Genomic DNA, 19025 nt, shown 5'->3' with positions numbered 1-19025 from the left:
CCCTATCAACCCCATTAATCTCCTTAACTGTATACCATGTGAATGAACTGTACAAGGTTCGTATGAATTTAATATAAAATAAAAATAAAATAGTAATTGGTGTAATATTTTTCTTGACAGTATGTAAAAATGGTGTTACATTTTTTAGAAATGTGTTACGGAGGCTTTGTGAGTGAGTTGATTCGTTTTGGGGTTTCATTACCAAAAGATTTACTTGAAAAATTTGATAAGGAAATACAGGGAAAAGGATACACGAATAGATCCGAGGCAATACGGGACTTAATAAGAGAATTCCTGGTAAAACAAGAGATTGATCAGGATATGGAAGTAGTAGGAACTCTTACAATAGTTTATGACCATCATGTGAGAGAGATAAGTGATAGATTAATTGATCTTCAACATGATAATTTTAAGTACATACACTCTAACTTACATGTACATCTTGATCATGATAATTGTTTAGAAGTTATTATACTTAAGGGAAGATATTCTACGATTTCAGATATAGCGAATCGAATTATCGGTTCGAGAGGTGTAAAGCATGGAAAATTAACATTTACCTCAACAGGTAAAATGCTACCAGGAGTTTAAATAGGGGAGGTCGTGATGAAAAATAGGAGTTTGATAGTAATTTTAATATTTGTAATTGCTGTGAGTAATTTAGTTTCTGAGGAGGTTATAAAAAGAGATACTCTTAAGGTGTATCCCTTACCCGAAGTTGTGGTAACTGCGTCTAGAGTGAAATATCATAAATGGGAAGTACCTATTTCAATTGATATAAAGAAAATAAATGAAATTGAGTTCAAAAACAGTATGCCATTGTATGAGGAACTTAATAGTTCATTCCCTGGTTTATTCGTAACTTCCAGGTCTAATATAGGGTATGGAGTAAGTAGAGGTTCTGCTGGTATGATTTCTATAAGAGGGATTAGTGGATTCCCAACAACAAGGTCTCTTATATTAATCGATGGCAGACCTGATATAATGGGGATCTTCGGACATCCAATTCATGATGTATATTTTTTGACTAATGCGAAAAGTATTGAGGTTATCAAAGGTCCTGCTTCATTATTGTATGGATCAAATGCCCTTGCTGGCGCTATTAATGTTGCACTAAAGCATGAGTATCCAGAAGGTATCCATTTATCAATACCAATTACTTACGGAAGCTTTAATACAATAAACTATGCTTTAAGCCATACCTTTGAGAAAAATGGGTTGGGTTATTCAGTCTCTATGGGCACAAGGCGCTCTGAAGGCTACAGGACCTTCGAAGGTACCGGCAAAGATTCTTATGAATCTAATTTTTTGAACTTAGAAGCACATTATAACAGGGCAAAGAATGCCAAAATTTATTCCAATGTTTACATAAGCGATATTTATCTGTATGATCCTCGTCAGGTAACTGCTCCAAGTGATACAGATTGGTATGATTTAAAAAGAGGTGGTTTTGATATCACAGGTGAATATGATTTTGGGAAGCTTACAAGTGAAATTAAGATGCATTATAACTATGGTGATCATAAGATTTTTGATGGCTGGAAATCAAAAGATTATAATTATGGACTGATGCTTACCGAAAGTTATAACTTTAACCATTCCAATCATCTAATCTTGGGTTATGATTATAGAAATTATGGTGGAGATGTATTTCGCGGATCATGGAATAGTTATAGTATTAGTGAACATAGTATGATAGGGATTATCCATGGTAGGTTGTTGAAAAAGCTTGTACTCGAAGGAGGTGTAAGATTTGTATATGGTGATGTAGAGAAGGGGTTGGTACTACCATCGGCTGGTGCTATATATAGTGTAAATAGATACTTAAATATAAAAGCTTATTACTCAAAAGGATACAGGAATCCAACAATAAGTGAATTGTATTTGTTTAGACCCGCAAATAAGGGACTAAAACCAGAATATTCGGAAAATCTGGAGTTTTCTGCTGATTTCTGGTGGAAATCTATATCTGGAACCGTTTCATTTTTTAATATAGATGTTGATAATATGATTCAGACTGTAAATTTTAAGAATGTGAATATTGCAAGTTTTTCAAGTAAGGGAGCTGAGTTTTCACTAAAATATCACTTAAATATGGGAGCTTTGAATATTGGATTATATAAAGCTAAATATTCTAATAATGTCGTTGGTAGTCCTGAATTAAAAATTATATGTGGATTTGATTATAAGGTATCCAAAAAAATAAGCGGGATGATTAATGCACAATATATAAGTGGTCTTTATAGTTATAAAAATCCCTATGCATATGGACCACCATCGTATGTGAAATTGGATCCAATTTTATTAATTAGTGCAGGTGTAAACTTTAAACCATTTAGGTCTGTTATATTGAATTTAAAGGTTAATAATTTGCTTGATAAAAAGTATGAGATGATGTATGGATACCCATTGCCTGGAATTAATTTTACTTTCGGTTTAAAATATTCTATATAAATATATTGGAGTATGTATTATAAAGAGTTGATTGATTATTTTGATAATATAGCAGTTAGTTTTAGAAATCAAAGGGATGGATTTAAAAGAGCTATTGAGATTTTCAATTTATTGAATCTAAAAAGAGTATATTGGGTTCTCGATGTTGGATGTGGCAATGGATTTCTATTTAAAATATTGAGAAAATATGCTGAAAATATTGTAGGTATAGATATATCAAAGGAAATGTTAAAAATATCAAAAATCAAAAACAGCGGCTCTAACGTTATAAATTCCTTTGCAGAGTCTTTACCGTTTAAAAGCAAATCTATTGATGTAGTAGTTAACTACTGTGTTGTGCCACATATTAAAAACAGGCGGCAGGCTTTTTCTGAATATTATAGGGTATTAAAGGGAAGAGGTAGATTATTTATCATACATCCTGAGGGAAGAGAACAGACAAATAAAATTCATATGGAAATAGGTGCGCCGGTGGAGGATGATTTATTGCCTGATAAAGAGATTTTAAGAGAGGAACTTAGTGCACAGAATTTCCAGATTTTAAATCTAATTGATACATATAGGCTCTTTTTAATTGAAGCTGTTAAATTAAAATAAATTTTTTATAGTTTATTAACCTTATGTATATGCTTACTGTTTTACACTCTTTATGAAGGACATTATAAGGATATTGTAATAGTCAAATGAGCTACTTAGATTAAATTAAAAAATTTTGAATAAGGTAGATTTATTTTAGAATTCCCTGGAAATAGGCATGAAAATCAATTTTTTTATAAGATGATAGTTTTTGGAAGGAATGTGAAAACGAGTAGCAACACTATTCTACTATAGTGGATTATATGAATAAACACAGCCCATTCAAATTGCCATCCTAACAGAAAAAGGTAACTGTGTAATCAGCAACCCATTTAAATAGTAGATGGAGAAAATTTGATATAAAAATCATTAGAAATTTGTCTTTGAAAAATTGAAACTATTATTGCATAGAATTAGAATATCAATCATCATATACATTGTAAAATTGTGACATGGATTTTATATTTATCTGTATTATTAATAAACCTGATGAAATTAAAAGGAAAGGGAAATATTATGAGATATCTTGGATTTACTAGAATAGCTTTATTTTTTATTTTAATTATACCCCAGGTGTTTTTAGCAGATATTACATCATATCCTTCGTCCGTAGCTGTAACAGATAATGCTTTGTCGATTTTTACGAATCCGTCTGCTCTCGGGATAAGAAAGGAAATTCAATTTTTTGGATTTTTAACACATAATGGAAATATAAGAAATAAATTTTGTTTTTCACTGATGTCGGCTAATTCTGCCTTTGGTTTGGAGCATATGGAAAGCTATGGATTTAAATATAATATTTATAATTTTGGTATAGGATTCTCGGTTGGAAAAGGACTTAATCTGGGATTCAATTATAAATATTATTCTGGTGTAAAATTGAACTCAGAGATAAATATCGGCTTTTTACAAAGACCTTTTGAATTTTTGTCAATTGGTGGCGTTTTAAGAAATGTTACTGAAGCAAACTACGAATCGATGAATTTTGCAACAGGTGTTGGTGTAAGACCACTGGGAAACTGGCTTACAATAGCAGGAGATATAGAAGGTGATTTTGAGGGATCTGATTTTAGTTATAAGATTTACGCTGAAATAAAACCAGTAAATGGTATAAGTTTATTCGGAGAATATCGACATAAAGATGAAGATATTATATGTGGGTTGAATTTGAACTTACTGAACTTTGGTGGTGGTATTGTTACAAATATTGGTGGATCGGAGATTATGGGTGATTATATCCACTTTACAAATGCTGAATACAGAACCATTTTTAAGGGGGGAAAAAAGAAAATAGTAATATTCGAATTGCCTCCTGAAATAGATGAAGAACCTTCAAGGTTATTTTTCAAAAAAAAGCCGACTTTAAAGCAGCTGATTGATTTTATTGATGAGCTGGCAAAAGATAAAGATATAGAAATTGTCGTTTTTAAAGGTGACAGAACAGGATACGGTTATTCAAAATTGTATGAGTTAAGAAGAGCTATAAGTAGGTTAAAGAAAAGCGGGAAAACAGTTATTTATTACGGTGAGTCATTTAATAATAGTAGCTATTACCTGTCCAGTATTTGTGATTCTATATATATTAATCCTGCTGGTACATTATGGCTTGTTGGTATGTCAACCACGTCGATATTCATAAAAGATTTACTCACCAAAATTGGTATAGAAGCAGAATTTGAAAAAATTGGTCGATATAAAACGGCAGCAGATATGTTGACAAGTGATACAATGTCTATCTGGTATAGAGAAATGGTGGAGGCTTTACTTGATGATTACTTCAATACCTATCTTGAGGAAGTAAGCATTTCACGGAACTTTACAAAAGAGGAGTTGAAAAACTTAATAGACAATGGTCCCTATATGGCTCGGGATGCAAAAGTAGTTGGATTAGTTACTGATTGTCTATATGAAGATCAAGTGATTGAAGTTGCAAAGAAAATAATTGGTAAGAGAGCAAAACCCAAGATTGTTGAGATTAAAAAATATCGAGGAAAAAAGATTTTTAACGAGGATTGGGTTTATCCAGAACAAAGAGATAAAATCGCCCTTATTTATGCAGTTGGTTCTATAAGCCAGGGTAAATCAAGAGAGGACTTTGATGGGAAAATGATGGGTTCTGTAACCATTGCAAAAGCAATAAAAAGTGCTAGAAAAGATAAAACTGTGAAAGCAATTGTCTTTCGTATAGATTCACCTGGAGGCTCAGCACTAGCGTCAGATATAATATGGAGAGAAATCTACCTCACGACAACTGGTGAAAAGAGAAAACCTTTTATAGTTTCAATGTCCAGTGTAGCTGGTTCGGGTGGCTATTATATTGCCTGCCAGGCTGATACAATTATTGCCACACCATATACGGTTACAGGATCAATTGGAGTACTGGGTGGAAAGTTGGCAATGGAAAAACTTTTTGATAAAATGGGTGTGAATAGTGTAACTATTAAGAGAGGGAAATATAGTGATTATCTGAGTATTTTCAGGAAATTGACTGAAGACGAGAGAGAGAAATTAAAGGATATTATATCGGATTATTATGAAATTTTTACAAAGCGAGTGGCGGAAGGCAGAAATATAATGCAGGATAGCGTAAAAGCAATCGGTGAGGGTAGGATATGGAGTGGACTTGTCGGAAGGAATATAGGAATTGTTGACGTGATTGGTGATCTTAAAACCGCGATAGAAATCGCGAAGGAAAAAGGTGGTTTGAAAGGGGAGGAAACCGTTATAAAAGTACTTCCAAAACACAGGCCGTCTTTACTGAATGTGAATATTGGAGACATGTTTGTTAAGAATAATAAATTAACTGATAATCCCTTTGTGAAAAAAATGAAACATTATGAGTATTTATTCAATCTCTGGTTAAATAATGATGAAAATATCTTTATGATCATGCCGTATATTATAGAGATTGAGTAACAATAGGAGAGGCTTGATATTTATATTGATAGGTTTCAATGTTTGTTCTTGGATATAAGTTGAGCAGGAAATGAAAAAAATTAATCTTTTAGGGAAAGTGTAGGATAAATAAAATAAAAAGGTGTAATATAAGCTGTAAAATAAATTCGGGGATGAATAGATGAGCGAAGGTGAAATTGAAAGAACAGAAGAGGCAAAAATTCAGGAATTAATTGATAGAGTGAGAAATAGTTTAGATGAAGTGCGTTCCATTGTTGAGCAAATGAAAAACAGAATAAACAAAGAATAAATAATTAAATTTTCTAAAAAGTCTAATGAAAAAAACGAAAAAAAGTATTAATCTTCGGGTATTTTTATATATTGAATCCAGATAGGAGGATATGAATTGAGAATAATAGTACCGATTAAACAAGTGCCTGAGACAAGTAATGTTAAGATGGATCCAAAGACTGGTACAATGATAAGGGAAGGAGTGGAACAGATAATTAATCCACTTGATTTATATGCAATTGAAGAGGGCATATCTTTGAAGGAAAATTATAGTGGTGAGGTTATAGTAGTGAGTATGGGTCCACCCAAGGCTGAGGAGGCGGTAAGGGAAGCAATAGCGATGGGATGCGATGACGGAATTTTATTAACGGATAAAAGGTTTGCAGGTGCAGATACATGGGCAACTTCGTATACAATAGCTCAAGCAGTCAGGAAGATAGGGGATTTTGACATGATAATATGCGGGGAAAGGGCGACAGATGGCGATACTGGTCAGGTTGGTCCCGGAATTGGTGCCTGGCTTGATATACCCTTTGTTACATATGTTAGTTCAATCAAAGAGGTATACAATGATAAAATAATTGTAGAAAGAATAATTGAGGAGGGGTATGAAATATTAGAAGTTGAATTACCAGCCCTTTTGACTGTAGTAAAAGAGATAAACTATCCCCGGTTACCCACATTAAGGGGTAAGCAGAAATCAAAAAGTATAGAAATAAAAATGTGGGGACCTGAGGATATAGATGCTGATGAGAAGAAGATTGGATTAAATGGATCGCCTACACGAGTTGTTAAGATAAGCAAACCTAAAATAGCTAGAAATGGACAAATGGTATATGTTAAAGACGAAGATGATATAAATGAAGCTGTTGATAGCTTTATTGAATTTCTAAAATCAAAGGAAATACTATAAATAAGAGGCTGCTATGAATAAAGGTAATGTGTGGATATTGGGTGAGCAGAAGAATGGTAATATAAAAACTGTTTCTTTTGAACTTTTAGCACGGGGTAGACATTTAGCAGATAAGCTAGGTGTCAAGCTTGTGGCTTTGTTAATGGGGAAATCATTTGATGATGATGAACTTAAGGAATTGATATATTACGGGGCTGATAAAGTTTTGGTTGTGGAAGACTATAGACTAGAATATTTTTTACCTGAACCTTACACAAATGTTATGGTAGAGTTAATAAAAAAATATAGTCCTGAAATAATTATTGCCAGTGCTACGACAATGGGTAGAACTCTAATGCCTGCAGTTGCGACTAAATGTAATACAGGTTTGACGGCAGATTGTACGGGACTTGACATTGAAGAAGGAACTGGAAACCTTATCCAGACAAGACCTGCAATTGGTGGAAATATTTTAGCAACAATAAAAACACCTAATACCAGACCTCAAATAGCAACTGTTAGACCACATTCCAATAAGCCTTTGAAAAGAGATTTTAGAGGTAAGGGGGATATTGAAAAAGTTAAAATAGATGGTATTACATTGAATTCTAGGGTAAAAAGAGTCGGCTTCAGAGAGATCGGGGAAGAAGGAGCAAATATCCAGGATGCTGAGATTGTAGTTGCTGGTGGAAGGGGGTTTAAAAAAGAAGATAATTTTAAAATGGTCCATGAACTTGCAAAGCTACTGGATGGTGCTATAGGAGCTTCAAGGGATGCTGTTGATCTTGGTTGGGTAAGCTATCCACATCAGGTTGGATTAAGTGGTAAAACAATAAGTCCAAAATTATATATTGCTATTGGAATTTCCGGGTCTGTTCAACACCTAGCTGGTATTAAAACAGCCGAGAATATAATTGCAATTAATAATGATCCGGAGGCGCAAATTTTCCATGTATCTGATCTTGGAATTGTAGCTGACCTCTTTGATTTTTTACCTGCATTGATTGAAAGGATCAAGAAGATCAGGACCGGAAATTAATAGAGGAGTAATAGCTTTGGAGAGTAAATATAACAGAGTTACACCTGATATCGTAGAAAGGCTGAAGAAAATCGTTGGCCCAAAAAATGTTATCTACGGCGATGAGGAAAAGCTTGAACCCTATTCTCACGATGAGGTATCTGAGAAAGAATATTCCAGTATGCCTGAAGTTGTTATCAAACCAACTAGTGCAGATGAAATTTCTGAGATTATGAAACTTGCAAACAAGCATAGAATACCGGTAACTCCAAGAGGGGCTGGTAGTGGTTTATCAGGAGGTGCTGTGCCTATTTTTAGGGGTATTGTACTTTCCTTTGAAAAAATGAATAAAATTCTGGAAATAGATACGAAAAACCTTGTGGCTGTTGTGGAACCGGGAGTTATAACAAATGAAATAAATGAAAAGTTAAAAGACTATGGGTTGTTTTTTCCTGGTTATCCTATGAGTGTAGAATCCTGCTATATAGGTGGAAATGTTGCTGAAAATGCAGGTGGTGGTAGAGCTGTGAAGTATGGTGTTACAGGAAGGTATATACTTGGAATTGAAGTTGTTACACCTGAAGGAGATATAATAACTCTTGGTGGGAAGAGAATGAAAGATGTAGTTGGGTATGATCTCGTGAAATTGATGGTTGGTTCTGAAGGTACACTTGGTATTTTTACAAAAATAATTATAAAACTATTACCGTTACCCACGGCGAGAGTTGCCCTACTTGTCCTTTTTGAAGATGTTGAGACTGCTTTGAGAACTGTGCCTAAGATAATGACAAACGGTCACATCATACCGACAGCAATAGAATTTATGAGTAAACTTGCTGTGCATAATGCCTGTAAATATTTGAATGAACATCTACCTTATGAGAAAGCTGGTGCAATGCTTTTAATTGAACTGGATGGAAATAATAAAGAAAGTCTTGAAAGAGATTATGAAACAATAGGTGAATTGTGTTTTGAAAACAAAGCTATTGAGGTTTATGTCGCCGATAATCATACGACGCTCCAGAGAGTGTGGAAGGTAAGACAAAATATTCCAGAGTCGTTTATCGTAATCAGTTCAAATCAGACCTCTGAGGATATAGTTGTCCCAATTAGCGAGATTCCAACTTTTGTAAAGAAGATGGAAATACTTTCTGAAAAATATAAGGTTTTGATACCATGTTATGGTCATGCTGGTGATGGTAATATACATGTTAGGGTGGTTAAAAAGCCTGAAATGAGTCTTGATAAATGGTATTCTATTCTGCCTGCTATAAGAAGGGAAATTTTCCAGATAGCTGTAGATCTTGGCGGTACTATCAGCGGTGAACATGGTATCGGTCACAAAAGGAAACAGTATATCAATTTGGTCCTTGATAAAAAAACAATCGAGATAATGAAAAAAATAAAGCTTGCATTCGATCCTAATAATATTTTGAATCCAGGGAAAATTTTTGATATATAGTCCTTAATGCGAGTTTCTGTCTTCTAACCATTATCTATAAGTATGGGTAACTTAGTTTGTTTTTGAAAAACGTTTGGAAGTCTTTACTACATAAGAGATTGTTCTGGACAGATTAAGCATTTTACGAAATAGTTTGCCATGTCCTTGCTTGCGCTAGCTCTTCGTAGAGACAGATGTGTGTGTAATTGTAATAGGAACTCTTGGTTGCTTGTTAGCCATATGTAATTCGATTTTCTTTAGAATGGCATAAGAAAGATAGTTCATGTAATTTTCTTTACAAGGGTATTGACATAATAAAATAATTCTATTAAATTTCCAATTGAGAATAATTATCATTACTATTTGATAATTAAAGGGAGAATGACTATGATGGGTCCACACTGGTGGCATAATAGGTTCCGAGGATGGGGGTATAGATTAACTATACCAAGGCAGGCAATTCTGGAGGTCTTAAGTAGAACCAGCGAGCACTTAAGTGCAGAGGAGATTTATTTAGAGGTTCATAAGCAGTATCCGTCAATCGGTCTTGCCACGATATACAGGACTCTTGAGCTTTTAGTGGAAATGGGAATTGTTAATAAGTTTGACTTTGGAGATGGAAGGGCAAGATATGAATTGTCTGAGGATTCCAAAGGTCCTAAACATCACCATCATCTTATATGTACCATTTGTGGCCAAGTAGTAGATTATAGAGATTTTAGCGAGGAAGAAAAGAGGTTTTTTGAGGATTTGGAGAACGCACTATCAAGAAAGTATAATTTTGAAATCAAGAATCATCAGGTAATGTTTTACGGGATATGTGATAGATGTAAAAATAAATAAATTTTTTTTGAAACAAATGATAATGATTATCATTATTTATTTGAAATAAGAGAGGAGGATAAGTGATGCCGTTAGGAGATCGTACTGGACCACTTGGACTGGGACCAATGACAGGTAGAGCTGCCGGTTATTGCGCTGGATATCCTGTTCCCGGATATCTGAACCCTGTACCCGGGATTGGAAGGCTTGGCTGGGGCAGAGGCTGGTTTGGTAGAGGTAGAGGTTGGAGACACTGGTTCTGGGCAACAGGATTGCCAGGAGGGGTAAGAGCATGGTATGGTTTACCTGCCTTTGGAGGCTGGGTTTATCCATATCCCGGTGAAATAACACCCAAGGAAGAAATGGCGTATTTGCAAGATCAGGCAGAGGTTTTAAAAAGGAACCTAGAGGAAATTAGTAAGAGAATCGAAACATTAGAAAAAGAGTCCCAGTCCAAGAAGGAGTAAAAAAGAGGAGGGATTTCCCCCTCCCCCCTTTTTTTAAATTTACATGGGAGGTAAGATGAAAGTTGCAATTTCAACGGATGATGGGAAAGTAGCATTACATTTTGGAAGATGCTCTCAATATACAATTGTGGATATTGAAGAGGGGAAGATTAAAAATACAAACATTATAGATAATCCAGGACATTCACCAGGCTTTTTACCAGGTTATTTGAAAGATATGGGAGTAACATGTGTTATTTGTGGTGGTATTGGCCAAAGGGCTATTGAAAATTTTAAAACTTTCGGTATAGATGTTATTTCTGGCATAAATGGGGATATAAAAGATATAATTGAGCGATTTGTGAATGGGAGCTTAAAGGGTAGTGAAAATCTTTGTAGTAAATCACATGATGAAGAGAATTGTGGGGTTTGATAAAAATAGGGAGTTATTATGAAAGTATGTATACCCAGCGATGGAAATGCCCTCGATTCGAAATTGTCGGAGGTTTTTGCCAGATGCAATTATTTTATATTTTTCGACACTGAAAATGGTAATATTGATGTAATAGAAAACGGATTTAAAGATTTACAATCTGGAGCGGGAGTACAGGTTACGCAACTGGTTATTCAGGAAAAAACTGATGCTGTTATAGCAAAAAGCGTGGGACCGAACGCTGGTCGTATATTATCTGGTAGTGGTATTAAGGTTTATAAGGCCGTTGATGGAACAGTGAAAGATAATATAGAGAAACTAATTGAAAATAAACTTGATGATTTTTCTTAAAGTTGATTGTAAAAATTTGGCAGATGGAGGTTAATCATGCCGTTTGGAGATGGAAAAGGACCATTGCATGGTCGAGGTAGAGGATTTGGAAAAGGGCGTGGTAGGGGAAGAGGGCTTGGTAGAGGATTAGGACAGGGATCAAGACTGGGCAGAGGTATCTGGAATTTTAATAGACCAAATCCCGAAGATTATATTGAACAAAGTAGTGATAGAAACCGTCCTGAAAAATACAGTAAAGCAGAAGAATTACAATATTTAAGAGAGAGAAAAAGGGAGCTGGAGGAACTTTTAAATGAGGTGAGAACTGAAAATAAAAATAAAAGAGAGAGTGAGGAAATTGGGAAAGCGGAGGTCATAACTCAATATTGTGTCGGATGTGGTGTATGTATCCCTGCCTGTCCTGAAAATGCAATATCTGTGAATGATGTTGCAAAGATTAATCAAGATTTGTGTACAGGTTGTGGCAACTGTGTATCTGCTTGCCCCCGGAATGCCATAATAATTGAATAAAGACATTGCAATTTAAACTCCCTGAATTTATTTGAGTATGCAATCATGAACGAAACTACAATTTAAGTACTTACATCAGGGTTAAAATGAATTTAATCTTGCTTCAGGAACATATATCAAATTGTTTGTGCAATTTATGTTGCCGGAAACGTAACAAGTGCAAGTGTAAATGTAGGTGGAAAGGCACTTAACACCCTCCTCCACTGATTAAGTCAAGCCTTTTATAACCAACACTGTGGTGTCTAAATCTGAGGACATTTTGTTATGTTTCTGGGAAAGCTAAATCAATTAAAGCAATCTGATGTGTCAAATTAAGGTGGAGGAAATATGCTAGAACGGATTAACTGCAAATGCGAAATTATTAAAAATTTTTCCCCGGCCTGGTTTGCCAGCATAATGGGAACGGGAATTCTGGCTGTAAACAGTTTATTTTATTCCCGATATCTGCCTATTCTAAGAGTCTTTTCCCACATCTTACTATATTTTAATGTTACCCTATTCTTTACCCTGTTAGTTCCCTGGACATTAAGGTGGATACTTTTTAGGAAACAAGCATTAGCAGATATTGAACATCCCGTTGTATCAAACTTTTACGCAACAATCGCTATTGGCATGCTCGTCCTCGCAGCAGACTACATTGTGATCAGGAACAATATGTTTATTGGAAAAGCATTCTGGTCTGTAGGTACTTTGCTGACTGTATTCTTTGGGATATTGACACCATACATTATGTTTAGAGGCGAACACGTTAAAATTGACCATATTAATCCTGCATGGTTCATCCCTCCTGTCGGGCTTATTGTGATTCCCATTGCAGGAAGCCTGGTCATACCAAAATTTTCAGGAGCGTTGCAGGAACTCGTCATATTCATAAACTATTTTGGATGGGGCGCGGGATTTTTCATTTACCTCGGGTTACTTGCAGTTTGTATATACCGCTTCATCCTTCATAGCCCATTACCAAACACCCTCGCTCCAACAATATGGATAAACCTTGGGCCTATCGGTGCGGGAATAGTTGCTTTAATAAACCTCACAAACAACTCTGCATTTATCACTGTAAAAGAACCTTTCTTTGTCTTTGGATTCATATTCTGGGGATTTGGAATATGGTGGACTCTAATGGCAATTATTATGACCCTTCACTACATAAGAAGATTAAAACTACCTTACGCCATGTCCTGGTGGGCTTTCACATTCCCTCTGGGAGCATACGTAGCCGCAAGTCATTCCATATCTCAAATCTTTAAAATAGCTCTGGTAGACTATATAGGCTTTGGACTATACTGGTTGTTGTTCTCTCTGTGGCTAATTACTTTTATCAATACCGCAATAAAAACGTATCGTGGAGAATTGTTCGTAGAAAAATGAAAATCTGCGAGATAAAAGCTCCCGATTTTTCTGGACCAAACAATACAGAAACATTACAAACATCAGGAGACTGCCATGAAATACAAAAAAATCTTTAAGCCGATCAGAATTGGAAAAGTGGAATTGCGAAACAGGCTTATTTTCCCCCCAATCTCCACCAATTTTGCTGATCAGAATGGAAAACTAACTGAGAGGTTTGTTAAACATTATGTCCGAAGAGCAAAGGGGGAAATTGGTCTTACCATTGTTGAAAACGTAACAATAGATTACCCTTATGGCAAGAAGGGAACATATTCACCTCGGTTTGATTCGGAAGAATTTTTAAGTGATTGGAAAGATTTTACGAAAGCAATTCATGAATATGATAGTAAGGTTTCAGTGGAACTTACTCATCCTGGCTTTATTGAAAAAGGAATCGGCGTTGATGATCTATCAGAGAAAAAAATCCTTGAATTAATCAATATTTACACAAAGGCTGCATTGCTGGCAAAAAAGGCAGGTTTCGATATGGTAGAAATACAGGGTGCTCACGGCTTGCTGGTAAATCAATTCTTATCACCCTTAACCAATCATCGTACAGACAGGTGGGGAAATAGGACCTTATTTCCAGTTGAAATTTTGAAGGAGATAAAAAAGTTTTGTGGTGATGACTTCCCTGTTACAATCCGATTAGCGGTAAAAGATACAGAAGAAGGGGGCATTACTATTGAAGAAGGGAACGTAATTGCGGATATTTTAGCGAAAGCTGGTTACGATATGATACAAGCTGATATAGGAATAGGTCCAAAAGAATATAGGCTAGAACCCATTTCCTTTCCCGAAGGATGGCGAGCATACTTAGCAGAAGCTATTTACCCAAAACCCGTCCCCATAGCGGCTGTTGGCGTGATCCGTTCACCCGAGGTTGCCGAACATATACTGGAGAATCAGGCTGACATGGTGGTGCTCGGGAGGGCTTATCTCGCCGATCCCGATTGGTTAAAGAAGGTAAAAGAAAACAAAGTTAATCTCATAAGAAAGTGCATAGGCTGTAGCGAGTGTATTAAAGCGCGGCACGACAAAGATACGGCAATTTGCTGTGGGGTCAATCCAAATGTTGGAAATGAAGTTGAGGTGAAAGAAGCAGAAGTCAAAAAACGGATTGCAATCATCGGCTGTGGGCCTGCGGGATTGGAATCTGCATTAGTGAGTGCTCTTCGAGGTCACGAAGTTCATATATTCTGTGAAAAATTTGGCGGACAATTACATGAGGCAGCCGTCCCGCCTGGAAAGGATAAGATAAACTGGCTCATAGAATTCTTTGAAAACAGTATAAAAGACACAAAAAACATTACAGTTCACCCAAAAGCCACTTCAAAAGATGAAGTAACAAAGATTAACCCTGATGCAGTTATAATTGCCACAGGATCAAGGCCGAACATCCCATTTAGCATCGAATCTGAATACATCCATACCTACGACGAGATTTTGAACAGAAAAGTTACAGTGAAAAACAAAAATGTCATCGTCTGTGGTGGAGGGCTGGTTGGGTGTGAAACGGCTCATTTCCTGAGCGAAGATAATTCCGTTACAATAATAGAAATGTTAGATGATATAGCTCCGGGAACGGAAACTCTATCGCGAAAAGTGCTGCTTCAAGAACTAAAGGAAAACAAAGTTAGAATACTTGTAAAACACAAAATAGAAAAAGTCGAAGGACATAAACTTATAGTTGAGTATCTGGAAGAGGGGAATTGCAAAACATTTGAATTTGACGAATTGGTGTTTGCTCTGGGAAATGAACCTTATATTCCTTTTAAATTTGAAGGAGTTCCTTCCTATGTTATAGGAGATGCTAAAAATGTCCATTGTATTATAGATGCCATTCATGAAGGTTTCAATATCGCAATAAAATTGTAAGCAAGGGATACAGGTGTATGTTGCATTTGTTCAATGCCATAGTAATTTTGTAACCAAATATGAATCAAAACAATCAAATAATGCTTGATTTATGAAAGGGTTGCAACATGGTAAATGTTCTGAATTTCAAACACCTGGAAAAGGTCACAAAAAACAATGACCTGATCTACCCTGTTGTTTTCTACTCCAGAAACTCAGAAAAAAGCAAACGAGTTCTCGATATTTTCAAAGAACTGGAAAGCGAAAATAAGAGCATTGAAGTTCTGACCGTCGATGTATCGGAAGTTAAAGATGTCCACCGTCATTTCAATATTGATTCTATTCCTGCCGTGGCAATTATTGAAAAAGGGAGGGTACAAAATATCATCTACGGTCTGCAAGATAAGGAATTCTTTATACAAGCTTTTGAAGAAAAGAAAATAAAACCCACTAAAAAAGCTGAAAAGAAATCGAAAAGAATTGTCGTTTATACAACCGACGGATGTCCCTGGTGTGTCAGAGCTAAAGAATATCTAAAAAGCCTGGCTCTACCTTTTAAAGAAGTTAACCTGTCGAAAAATCCTGGTGAAATTGACAAACTTGTCAAAAGGACAGGTCAGATGGGAACACCTCAAATCGATATAAACGGGAAATTTGTTATAGGCTTCAATAAGCCTGAAATAGACAGATTACTGGGAGTAAAAAAATAAGGAGGTTAGATATGGAAAAGATTCAACCATTAAATAATCATGTATTGGTAAAAGTCAAAGAGGAGGAATTAAAAACCGATTCAGGTTTGATAATACCTGAAGTTGCAGGTAGTGACAAAAATGAGGGATATGTTGAGGCTGTAGCCCCTGATGTCCCAAAAGAAATATCGGTAGGGGATAAAGTTATATTCAAAGATAACCCAGCAATAGAGGTAGGACACGAGGATAAAAGCAGATTGCTACTGGTGGAATATACAAACATTGTTGCAAAGGTGGTGGAAGTTGAGAAAATTTGAGAACGAGTCAAAAGTGTGTAAATGGTATTGGGTATGCCCTATGAGATATTTTTACGAACAGGGCAAAATTGATAAAAAATGGATAAACTAATATTGTATGGGTAATTTTACGGATTGCGTTAGATATAAAATGGAAGAAAAAGGAGAATATCACCCTGATAACATGCTTCCAGATGGGACAATAGACGAATCATTGCAATAGCTTTCTAAAGACGGCAAGGGGTTTAGAATGACTGGTGACGTCAATAAATGGATGAACTTTGATGGAATAAATTTTTTGAAAAAAATTGGTATCAGAGAGGGAATGCAAGTGCTTGATTATGGATGTGGAGAAGGTCATTACACAATTCCTTTATCAAAGGTTGTTGGCAATAAAGGGATAGTGTATGCCCTTGACAAAAACCCGGAGGTGCTAAAGTTTGTTTCAACTCTCATCAGAGAAATGAAAACAGATAACATACAGCTCATTAAAAGTGACACTACAGTGCCGATTAATGATGACTCACTGGATTTTGCTCTCGTTTACGATGTGATTCACTATGTTGACAGAAGAGATAAAATTTACAGAGAAGTAAAAAGGGTTCTAAAAAGCAGGGGGATATTTTCTCTTTATCCAAAGCATAACAAGAATGATTACCCCCTGATGGAATTAGCCAACATCTCATTGAAAGAGATAATCGATGAGATAGAAAAGTTCGGCTTTACGTTAAAAGAGACCATAGATACTGCATGTTTGCACGACACTTACTATAATCAGTGCCAGATTCTAAACTTTTTCGTGTGTAAGTAACTCAGGGCGTTTTTAAGATTTTTTATTTGGGATTTCTTTCTTAAATTTAAATGAGAATGATTCTCAATATTGATTTTTAAAAATCGACTTAAATAAATGGGATAGAAATGATCATATCGGTTGCAAGTGGTAAAGGTGGAACGGGTAAAACTACGGTTGCGGTCAATTTCGCTCTATCAATTAAAAGTGTCCAATTTCTTGATTGTGATGTTGAAGAACCCAATGCTCATATATTTTTAAAACCCAGAATTCAAACTAAAATATATATTAGTTTACCTGTTCCCGAAATTATAGAATCAAAATGTACTTACTGTGGTAAATGCAAAGAGGTATGTGAGTTTAATGCTATTGTTGTATTACCACCAACAGATAATTCAAAAGGGCAGGTAATGATATTTGACCATTTATGTCATAACTGTGGAGCCTGTACGCTTTTTTGCCCGGAAAAAGCAATAAAAGAAAAGGATAAAATAGTTGGAGTAGTCGAAAGCGGTAATAGTGGTAATATCGAATTCATACAGGGGAAAATGAATATTGGAGAGGTTTCTACACCTACTATTATTAATAGTGTGAAAAAATATTTAAATCGCAGGAAAATTGTCATAATTGATTCTCCACCTGGAGTATCCTGCCCTTTCCTAGCATCTGTTAAGGGTAGTGATTTCTCTTTACTCGTTACAGAACCGACACCATTCGGCCTCCACGATCTGATAAAAGCTGTTAAAGCAATTAGAGAAATGAAGATACCTTTTGGAGTCGTGATAAATAGATTCAATATTGGTGATAAAGAAGTGGAAAAATACTGTGAGGCAGAAAATATACCTGTGCTTATGAAAATCCCCTATAATGAAGAATTTGCCAGATTGTATTCGCAAGGGATACCTTATGTTAAACATTTTGAGAATTTAAAGGAAGAATATCAATTATTACATAAAAATATTGAGAAAATTTTGTGTGGAGACCGGAAATGAGAATAAAACAGATCACGGCTATAAGTGGTAAAGGGGGAACCGGAAAAACCACCTTTGTCTCATCATTGTCAGTTTTAATGAATAACAAGGTTATAGCAGATTGTGATGTGGATGCATCGAATCTGCATCTCATTACTGGTTCAAAAATATTAAAAAAAGAAAAGTTTGTAAGTGGGAAGAAGTATTCTATAAATAGAGAGGAATGTATTCAGTGCAGAAGGTGTATAACATACTGTCGATATAATGCAATAGATAATAGTTATACTATTGATCCTTTTTCCTGTGAACATTGTGGAATATGTGAGAAAATTTGCCCTGTTGAAGCCGTGGTAACGCAACCGAGAGAAGCAGGAGAACTATATGTTTCGGATACTAAATACGGAAAGTTAATACATGCAGAGCTATATCCTGGAGAGGAAAATTCAGGTAAACTTGTAACCAGAGTTAGAGAAGAAGCAATGATATATGCAAAGAATGAAAATAAAAATTTTATTTTGATTGATGGTCCTCCCGGTATTGGTTGTCCTGTAATTGCATCAATAACTGGAGTAGATATTGTAATAGTCATAACAGAACCCAGCATGTCAGGTTTGCATGATCTGAAGCGTGTTCTCGAGCTGACCGATTATTTTAGAATAACACCCACCGTTGTGATAAATAAGTATGATATAAATTTAGAAAATTCTAAATTGATCGAGGAATTTTGTGAAAAAAGAAATGTTGAAATAATTGCAAAGATTCCATATACAGCTAAGATAGTAGACTCGATTGTAAATGGTATTCCTCCAATTTTGGAAATAGGTGAAGTTATACAACAGGAATTTATCAGAGCTTTTGAAAGAGTTAAAAATATTTTAAAAAACTGAAAAAAAGAGGTTCA

At 35.4% G+C, this 19025-nt stretch carries 19 protein-coding genes; all 19 read left to right on the top strand.

Going from position 1 to position 19025, the window contains the following annotated elements; translation table 11 throughout:
- Window positions 1-168: 168 nt before the first annotated feature.
- The 19 genes from nikR (at window position 169) to H0Z29_10255 (ending at window position 19011) form a co-directional block, all read left to right on the top strand.
- Entirely contained in the window at window positions 169-591 is a 423-nt protein-coding gene (gene nikR / locus H0Z29_10345; protein ID MBO8131890.1) for a nickel-responsive transcriptional regulator NikR, read from the top strand.
- A 15-nt stretch (window positions 592-606) separates the two neighbouring features.
- Complete coding sequence (locus H0Z29_10340; GenBank protein ID MBO8131889.1) at window positions 607-2454, top strand: TonB-dependent receptor; 1848 nt, start codon at window positions 607-609, stop codon at window positions 2452-2454.
- Between the two features lie 12 nt (window positions 2455-2466).
- Window positions 2467-3051 (top strand): class I SAM-dependent methyltransferase, encoded by a 585-nt coding sequence (locus tag H0Z29_10335; GenBank protein MBO8131888.1) that lies wholly within the window; start codon window positions 2467-2469, stop codon window positions 3049-3051.
- Window positions 3052-3546: 495 nt separating this feature from the next.
- The gene (gene sppA, locus H0Z29_10330) at window positions 3547-5946 is read left to right on the top strand and encodes a signal peptide peptidase SppA (protein ID MBO8131887.1); all 2400 of its coding nucleotides are present in this window, start codon (window positions 3547-3549) and stop codon (window positions 5944-5946) included.
- A gap of 385 nt (window positions 5947-6331) precedes the next feature.
- Complete coding sequence (locus H0Z29_10325; protein ID MBO8131886.1) at window positions 6332-7129, top strand: electron transfer flavoprotein subunit beta/FixA family protein; 798 nt, start codon at window positions 6332-6334, stop codon at window positions 7127-7129.
- Window positions 7130-7142: 13 nt separating this feature from the next.
- Window positions 7143-8147, top strand: a complete 1005-nt coding sequence (locus H0Z29_10320; GenBank protein MBO8131885.1) for an electron transfer flavoprotein subunit alpha/FixB family protein — start codon at window positions 7143-7145, stop codon at window positions 8145-8147.
- 16 nt (window positions 8148-8163) lie between these two features.
- Window positions 8164-9588 (top strand): FAD-binding protein, encoded by a 1425-nt coding sequence (locus H0Z29_10315; protein ID MBO8131884.1) that lies wholly within the window; start codon window positions 8164-8166, stop codon window positions 9586-9588.
- A gap of 366 nt (window positions 9589-9954) precedes the next feature.
- Window positions 9955-10410, top strand: a complete 456-nt coding sequence (locus H0Z29_10310) for a transcriptional repressor (protein ID MBO8131883.1) — start codon at window positions 9955-9957, stop codon at window positions 10408-10410.
- A 65-nt stretch (window positions 10411-10475) separates the two neighbouring features.
- Window positions 10476-10856, top strand: a complete 381-nt coding sequence (locus tag H0Z29_10305) for a DUF5320 domain-containing protein (protein MBO8131882.1) — start codon at window positions 10476-10478, stop codon at window positions 10854-10856.
- 55 nt (window positions 10857-10911) lie between these two features.
- The gene (locus H0Z29_10300; protein ID MBO8131881.1) at window positions 10912-11268 is read left to right on the top strand and encodes a NifB/NifX family molybdenum-iron cluster-binding protein; all 357 of its coding nucleotides are present in this window, start codon (window positions 10912-10914) and stop codon (window positions 11266-11268) included.
- 18 nt (window positions 11269-11286) lie between these two features.
- Window positions 11287-11619 (top strand): NifB/NifX family molybdenum-iron cluster-binding protein, encoded by a 333-nt coding sequence (locus tag H0Z29_10295; protein ID MBO8131880.1) that lies wholly within the window; start codon window positions 11287-11289, stop codon window positions 11617-11619.
- A gap of 36 nt (window positions 11620-11655) precedes the next feature.
- Window positions 11656-12129: a 4Fe-4S binding protein gene (locus H0Z29_10290; protein ID MBO8131879.1), complete on the top strand. Its 474-nt coding sequence runs from the start codon at window positions 11656-11658 to the stop codon at window positions 12127-12129.
- Between the two features lie 327 nt (window positions 12130-12456).
- Window positions 12457-13500, top strand: coding sequence for a C4-dicarboxylate ABC transporter (locus H0Z29_10285; GenBank protein MBO8131878.1), 1044 nt, complete (start codon window positions 12457-12459; stop codon window positions 13498-13500).
- 75 nt (window positions 13501-13575) lie between these two features.
- Entirely contained in the window at window positions 13576-15399 is a 1824-nt protein-coding gene (locus tag H0Z29_10280; protein ID MBO8131877.1) for an FAD-dependent oxidoreductase, read from the top strand.
- Window positions 15400-15506: 107 nt separating this feature from the next.
- A complete protein-coding gene (locus H0Z29_10275; protein ID MBO8131876.1) occupies window positions 15507-16088 on the top strand; it encodes a thioredoxin family protein in 582 nt (193 codons plus the stop codon).
- 11 nt (window positions 16089-16099) lie between these two features.
- The gene (locus H0Z29_10270; protein MBO8131875.1) at window positions 16100-16384 is read left to right on the top strand and encodes a co-chaperone GroES; all 285 of its coding nucleotides are present in this window, start codon (window positions 16100-16102) and stop codon (window positions 16382-16384) included.
- A gap of 229 nt (window positions 16385-16613) precedes the next feature.
- Window positions 16614-17174 (top strand): class I SAM-dependent methyltransferase, encoded by a 561-nt coding sequence (locus H0Z29_10265; protein ID MBO8131874.1) that lies wholly within the window; start codon window positions 16614-16616, stop codon window positions 17172-17174.
- 107 nt (window positions 17175-17281) lie between these two features.
- Window positions 17282-18145, top strand: coding sequence for a P-loop NTPase (locus H0Z29_10260; protein MBO8131873.1), 864 nt, complete (start codon window positions 17282-17284; stop codon window positions 18143-18145).
- A gap of 2 nt (window positions 18146-18147) precedes the next feature.
- Window positions 18148-19011, top strand: a complete 864-nt coding sequence (locus H0Z29_10255; protein ID MBO8131872.1) for a 4Fe-4S binding protein — start codon at window positions 18148-18150, stop codon at window positions 19009-19011.
- The last annotated feature ends 14 nt before the right edge of the window (window positions 19012-19025 follow it).

This window comes from Candidatus Neomarinimicrobiota bacterium (assembly GCA_017656425.1).
In the GTDB taxonomy this organism is placed as follows: domain Bacteria; phylum Fidelibacterota; class UBA2242; order UBA2242; family B5-G15; genus JACDNV01.
The sequence above is the reverse complement of the archived record's forward strand: the minus strand, read 5'-3'. Positions and strand labels throughout refer to the sequence as shown.

Bases quoted from the DNA above. Each gene is read 5' to 3' on its own strand.
- sppA (MBO8131887.1), top strand. From the start codon at position 3,547: ATGAGATATCTTGGATTTACTAGAATAGCTTTATTTTTTATTTTAATT.
- H0Z29_10290 (MBO8131879.1), top strand. From the start codon at position 11,656: ATGCCGTTTGGAGATGGAAAAGGACCATTGCATGGTCGAGGTAGAGGA.
- H0Z29_10320 (MBO8131885.1), top strand. From the start codon at position 7,143: ATGAATAAAGGTAATGTGTGGATATTGGGTGAGCAGAAGAATGGTAAT.
- H0Z29_10280 (MBO8131877.1), top strand. From the start codon at position 13,576: ATGAAATACAAAAAAATCTTTAAGCCGATCAGAATTGGAAAAGTGGAA.
- H0Z29_10335 (MBO8131888.1), top strand. From the start codon at position 2,467: ATGTATTATAAAGAGTTGATTGATTATTTTGATAATATAGCAGTTAGT.
- H0Z29_10265 (MBO8131874.1), top strand. From the start codon at position 16,614: ATGACTGGTGACGTCAATAAATGGATGAACTTTGATGGAATAAATTTT.
- H0Z29_10270 (MBO8131875.1), top strand. From the start codon at position 16,100: ATGGAAAAGATTCAACCATTAAATAATCATGTATTGGTAAAAGTCAAA.
- H0Z29_10275 (MBO8131876.1), top strand. From the start codon at position 15,507: ATGGTAAATGTTCTGAATTTCAAACACCTGGAAAAGGTCACAAAAAAC.
- H0Z29_10305 (MBO8131882.1), top strand. From the start codon at position 10,476: ATGCCGTTAGGAGATCGTACTGGACCACTTGGACTGGGACCAATGACA.
- H0Z29_10300 (MBO8131881.1), top strand. From the start codon at position 10,912: ATGAAAGTTGCAATTTCAACGGATGATGGGAAAGTAGCATTACATTTT.
- H0Z29_10340 (MBO8131889.1), top strand. From the start codon at position 607: ATGAAAAATAGGAGTTTGATAGTAATTTTAATATTTGTAATTGCTGTG.
- H0Z29_10285 (MBO8131878.1), top strand. From the start codon at position 12,457: ATGCTAGAACGGATTAACTGCAAATGCGAAATTATTAAAAATTTTTCC.
- H0Z29_10260 (MBO8131873.1), top strand. From the start codon at position 17,282: ATGATCATATCGGTTGCAAGTGGTAAAGGTGGAACGGGTAAAACTACG.
- H0Z29_10310 (MBO8131883.1), top strand. From the start codon at position 9,955: ATGATGGGTCCACACTGGTGGCATAATAGGTTCCGAGGATGGGGGTAT.
- H0Z29_10295 (MBO8131880.1), top strand. From the start codon at position 11,287: ATGAAAGTATGTATACCCAGCGATGGAAATGCCCTCGATTCGAAATTG.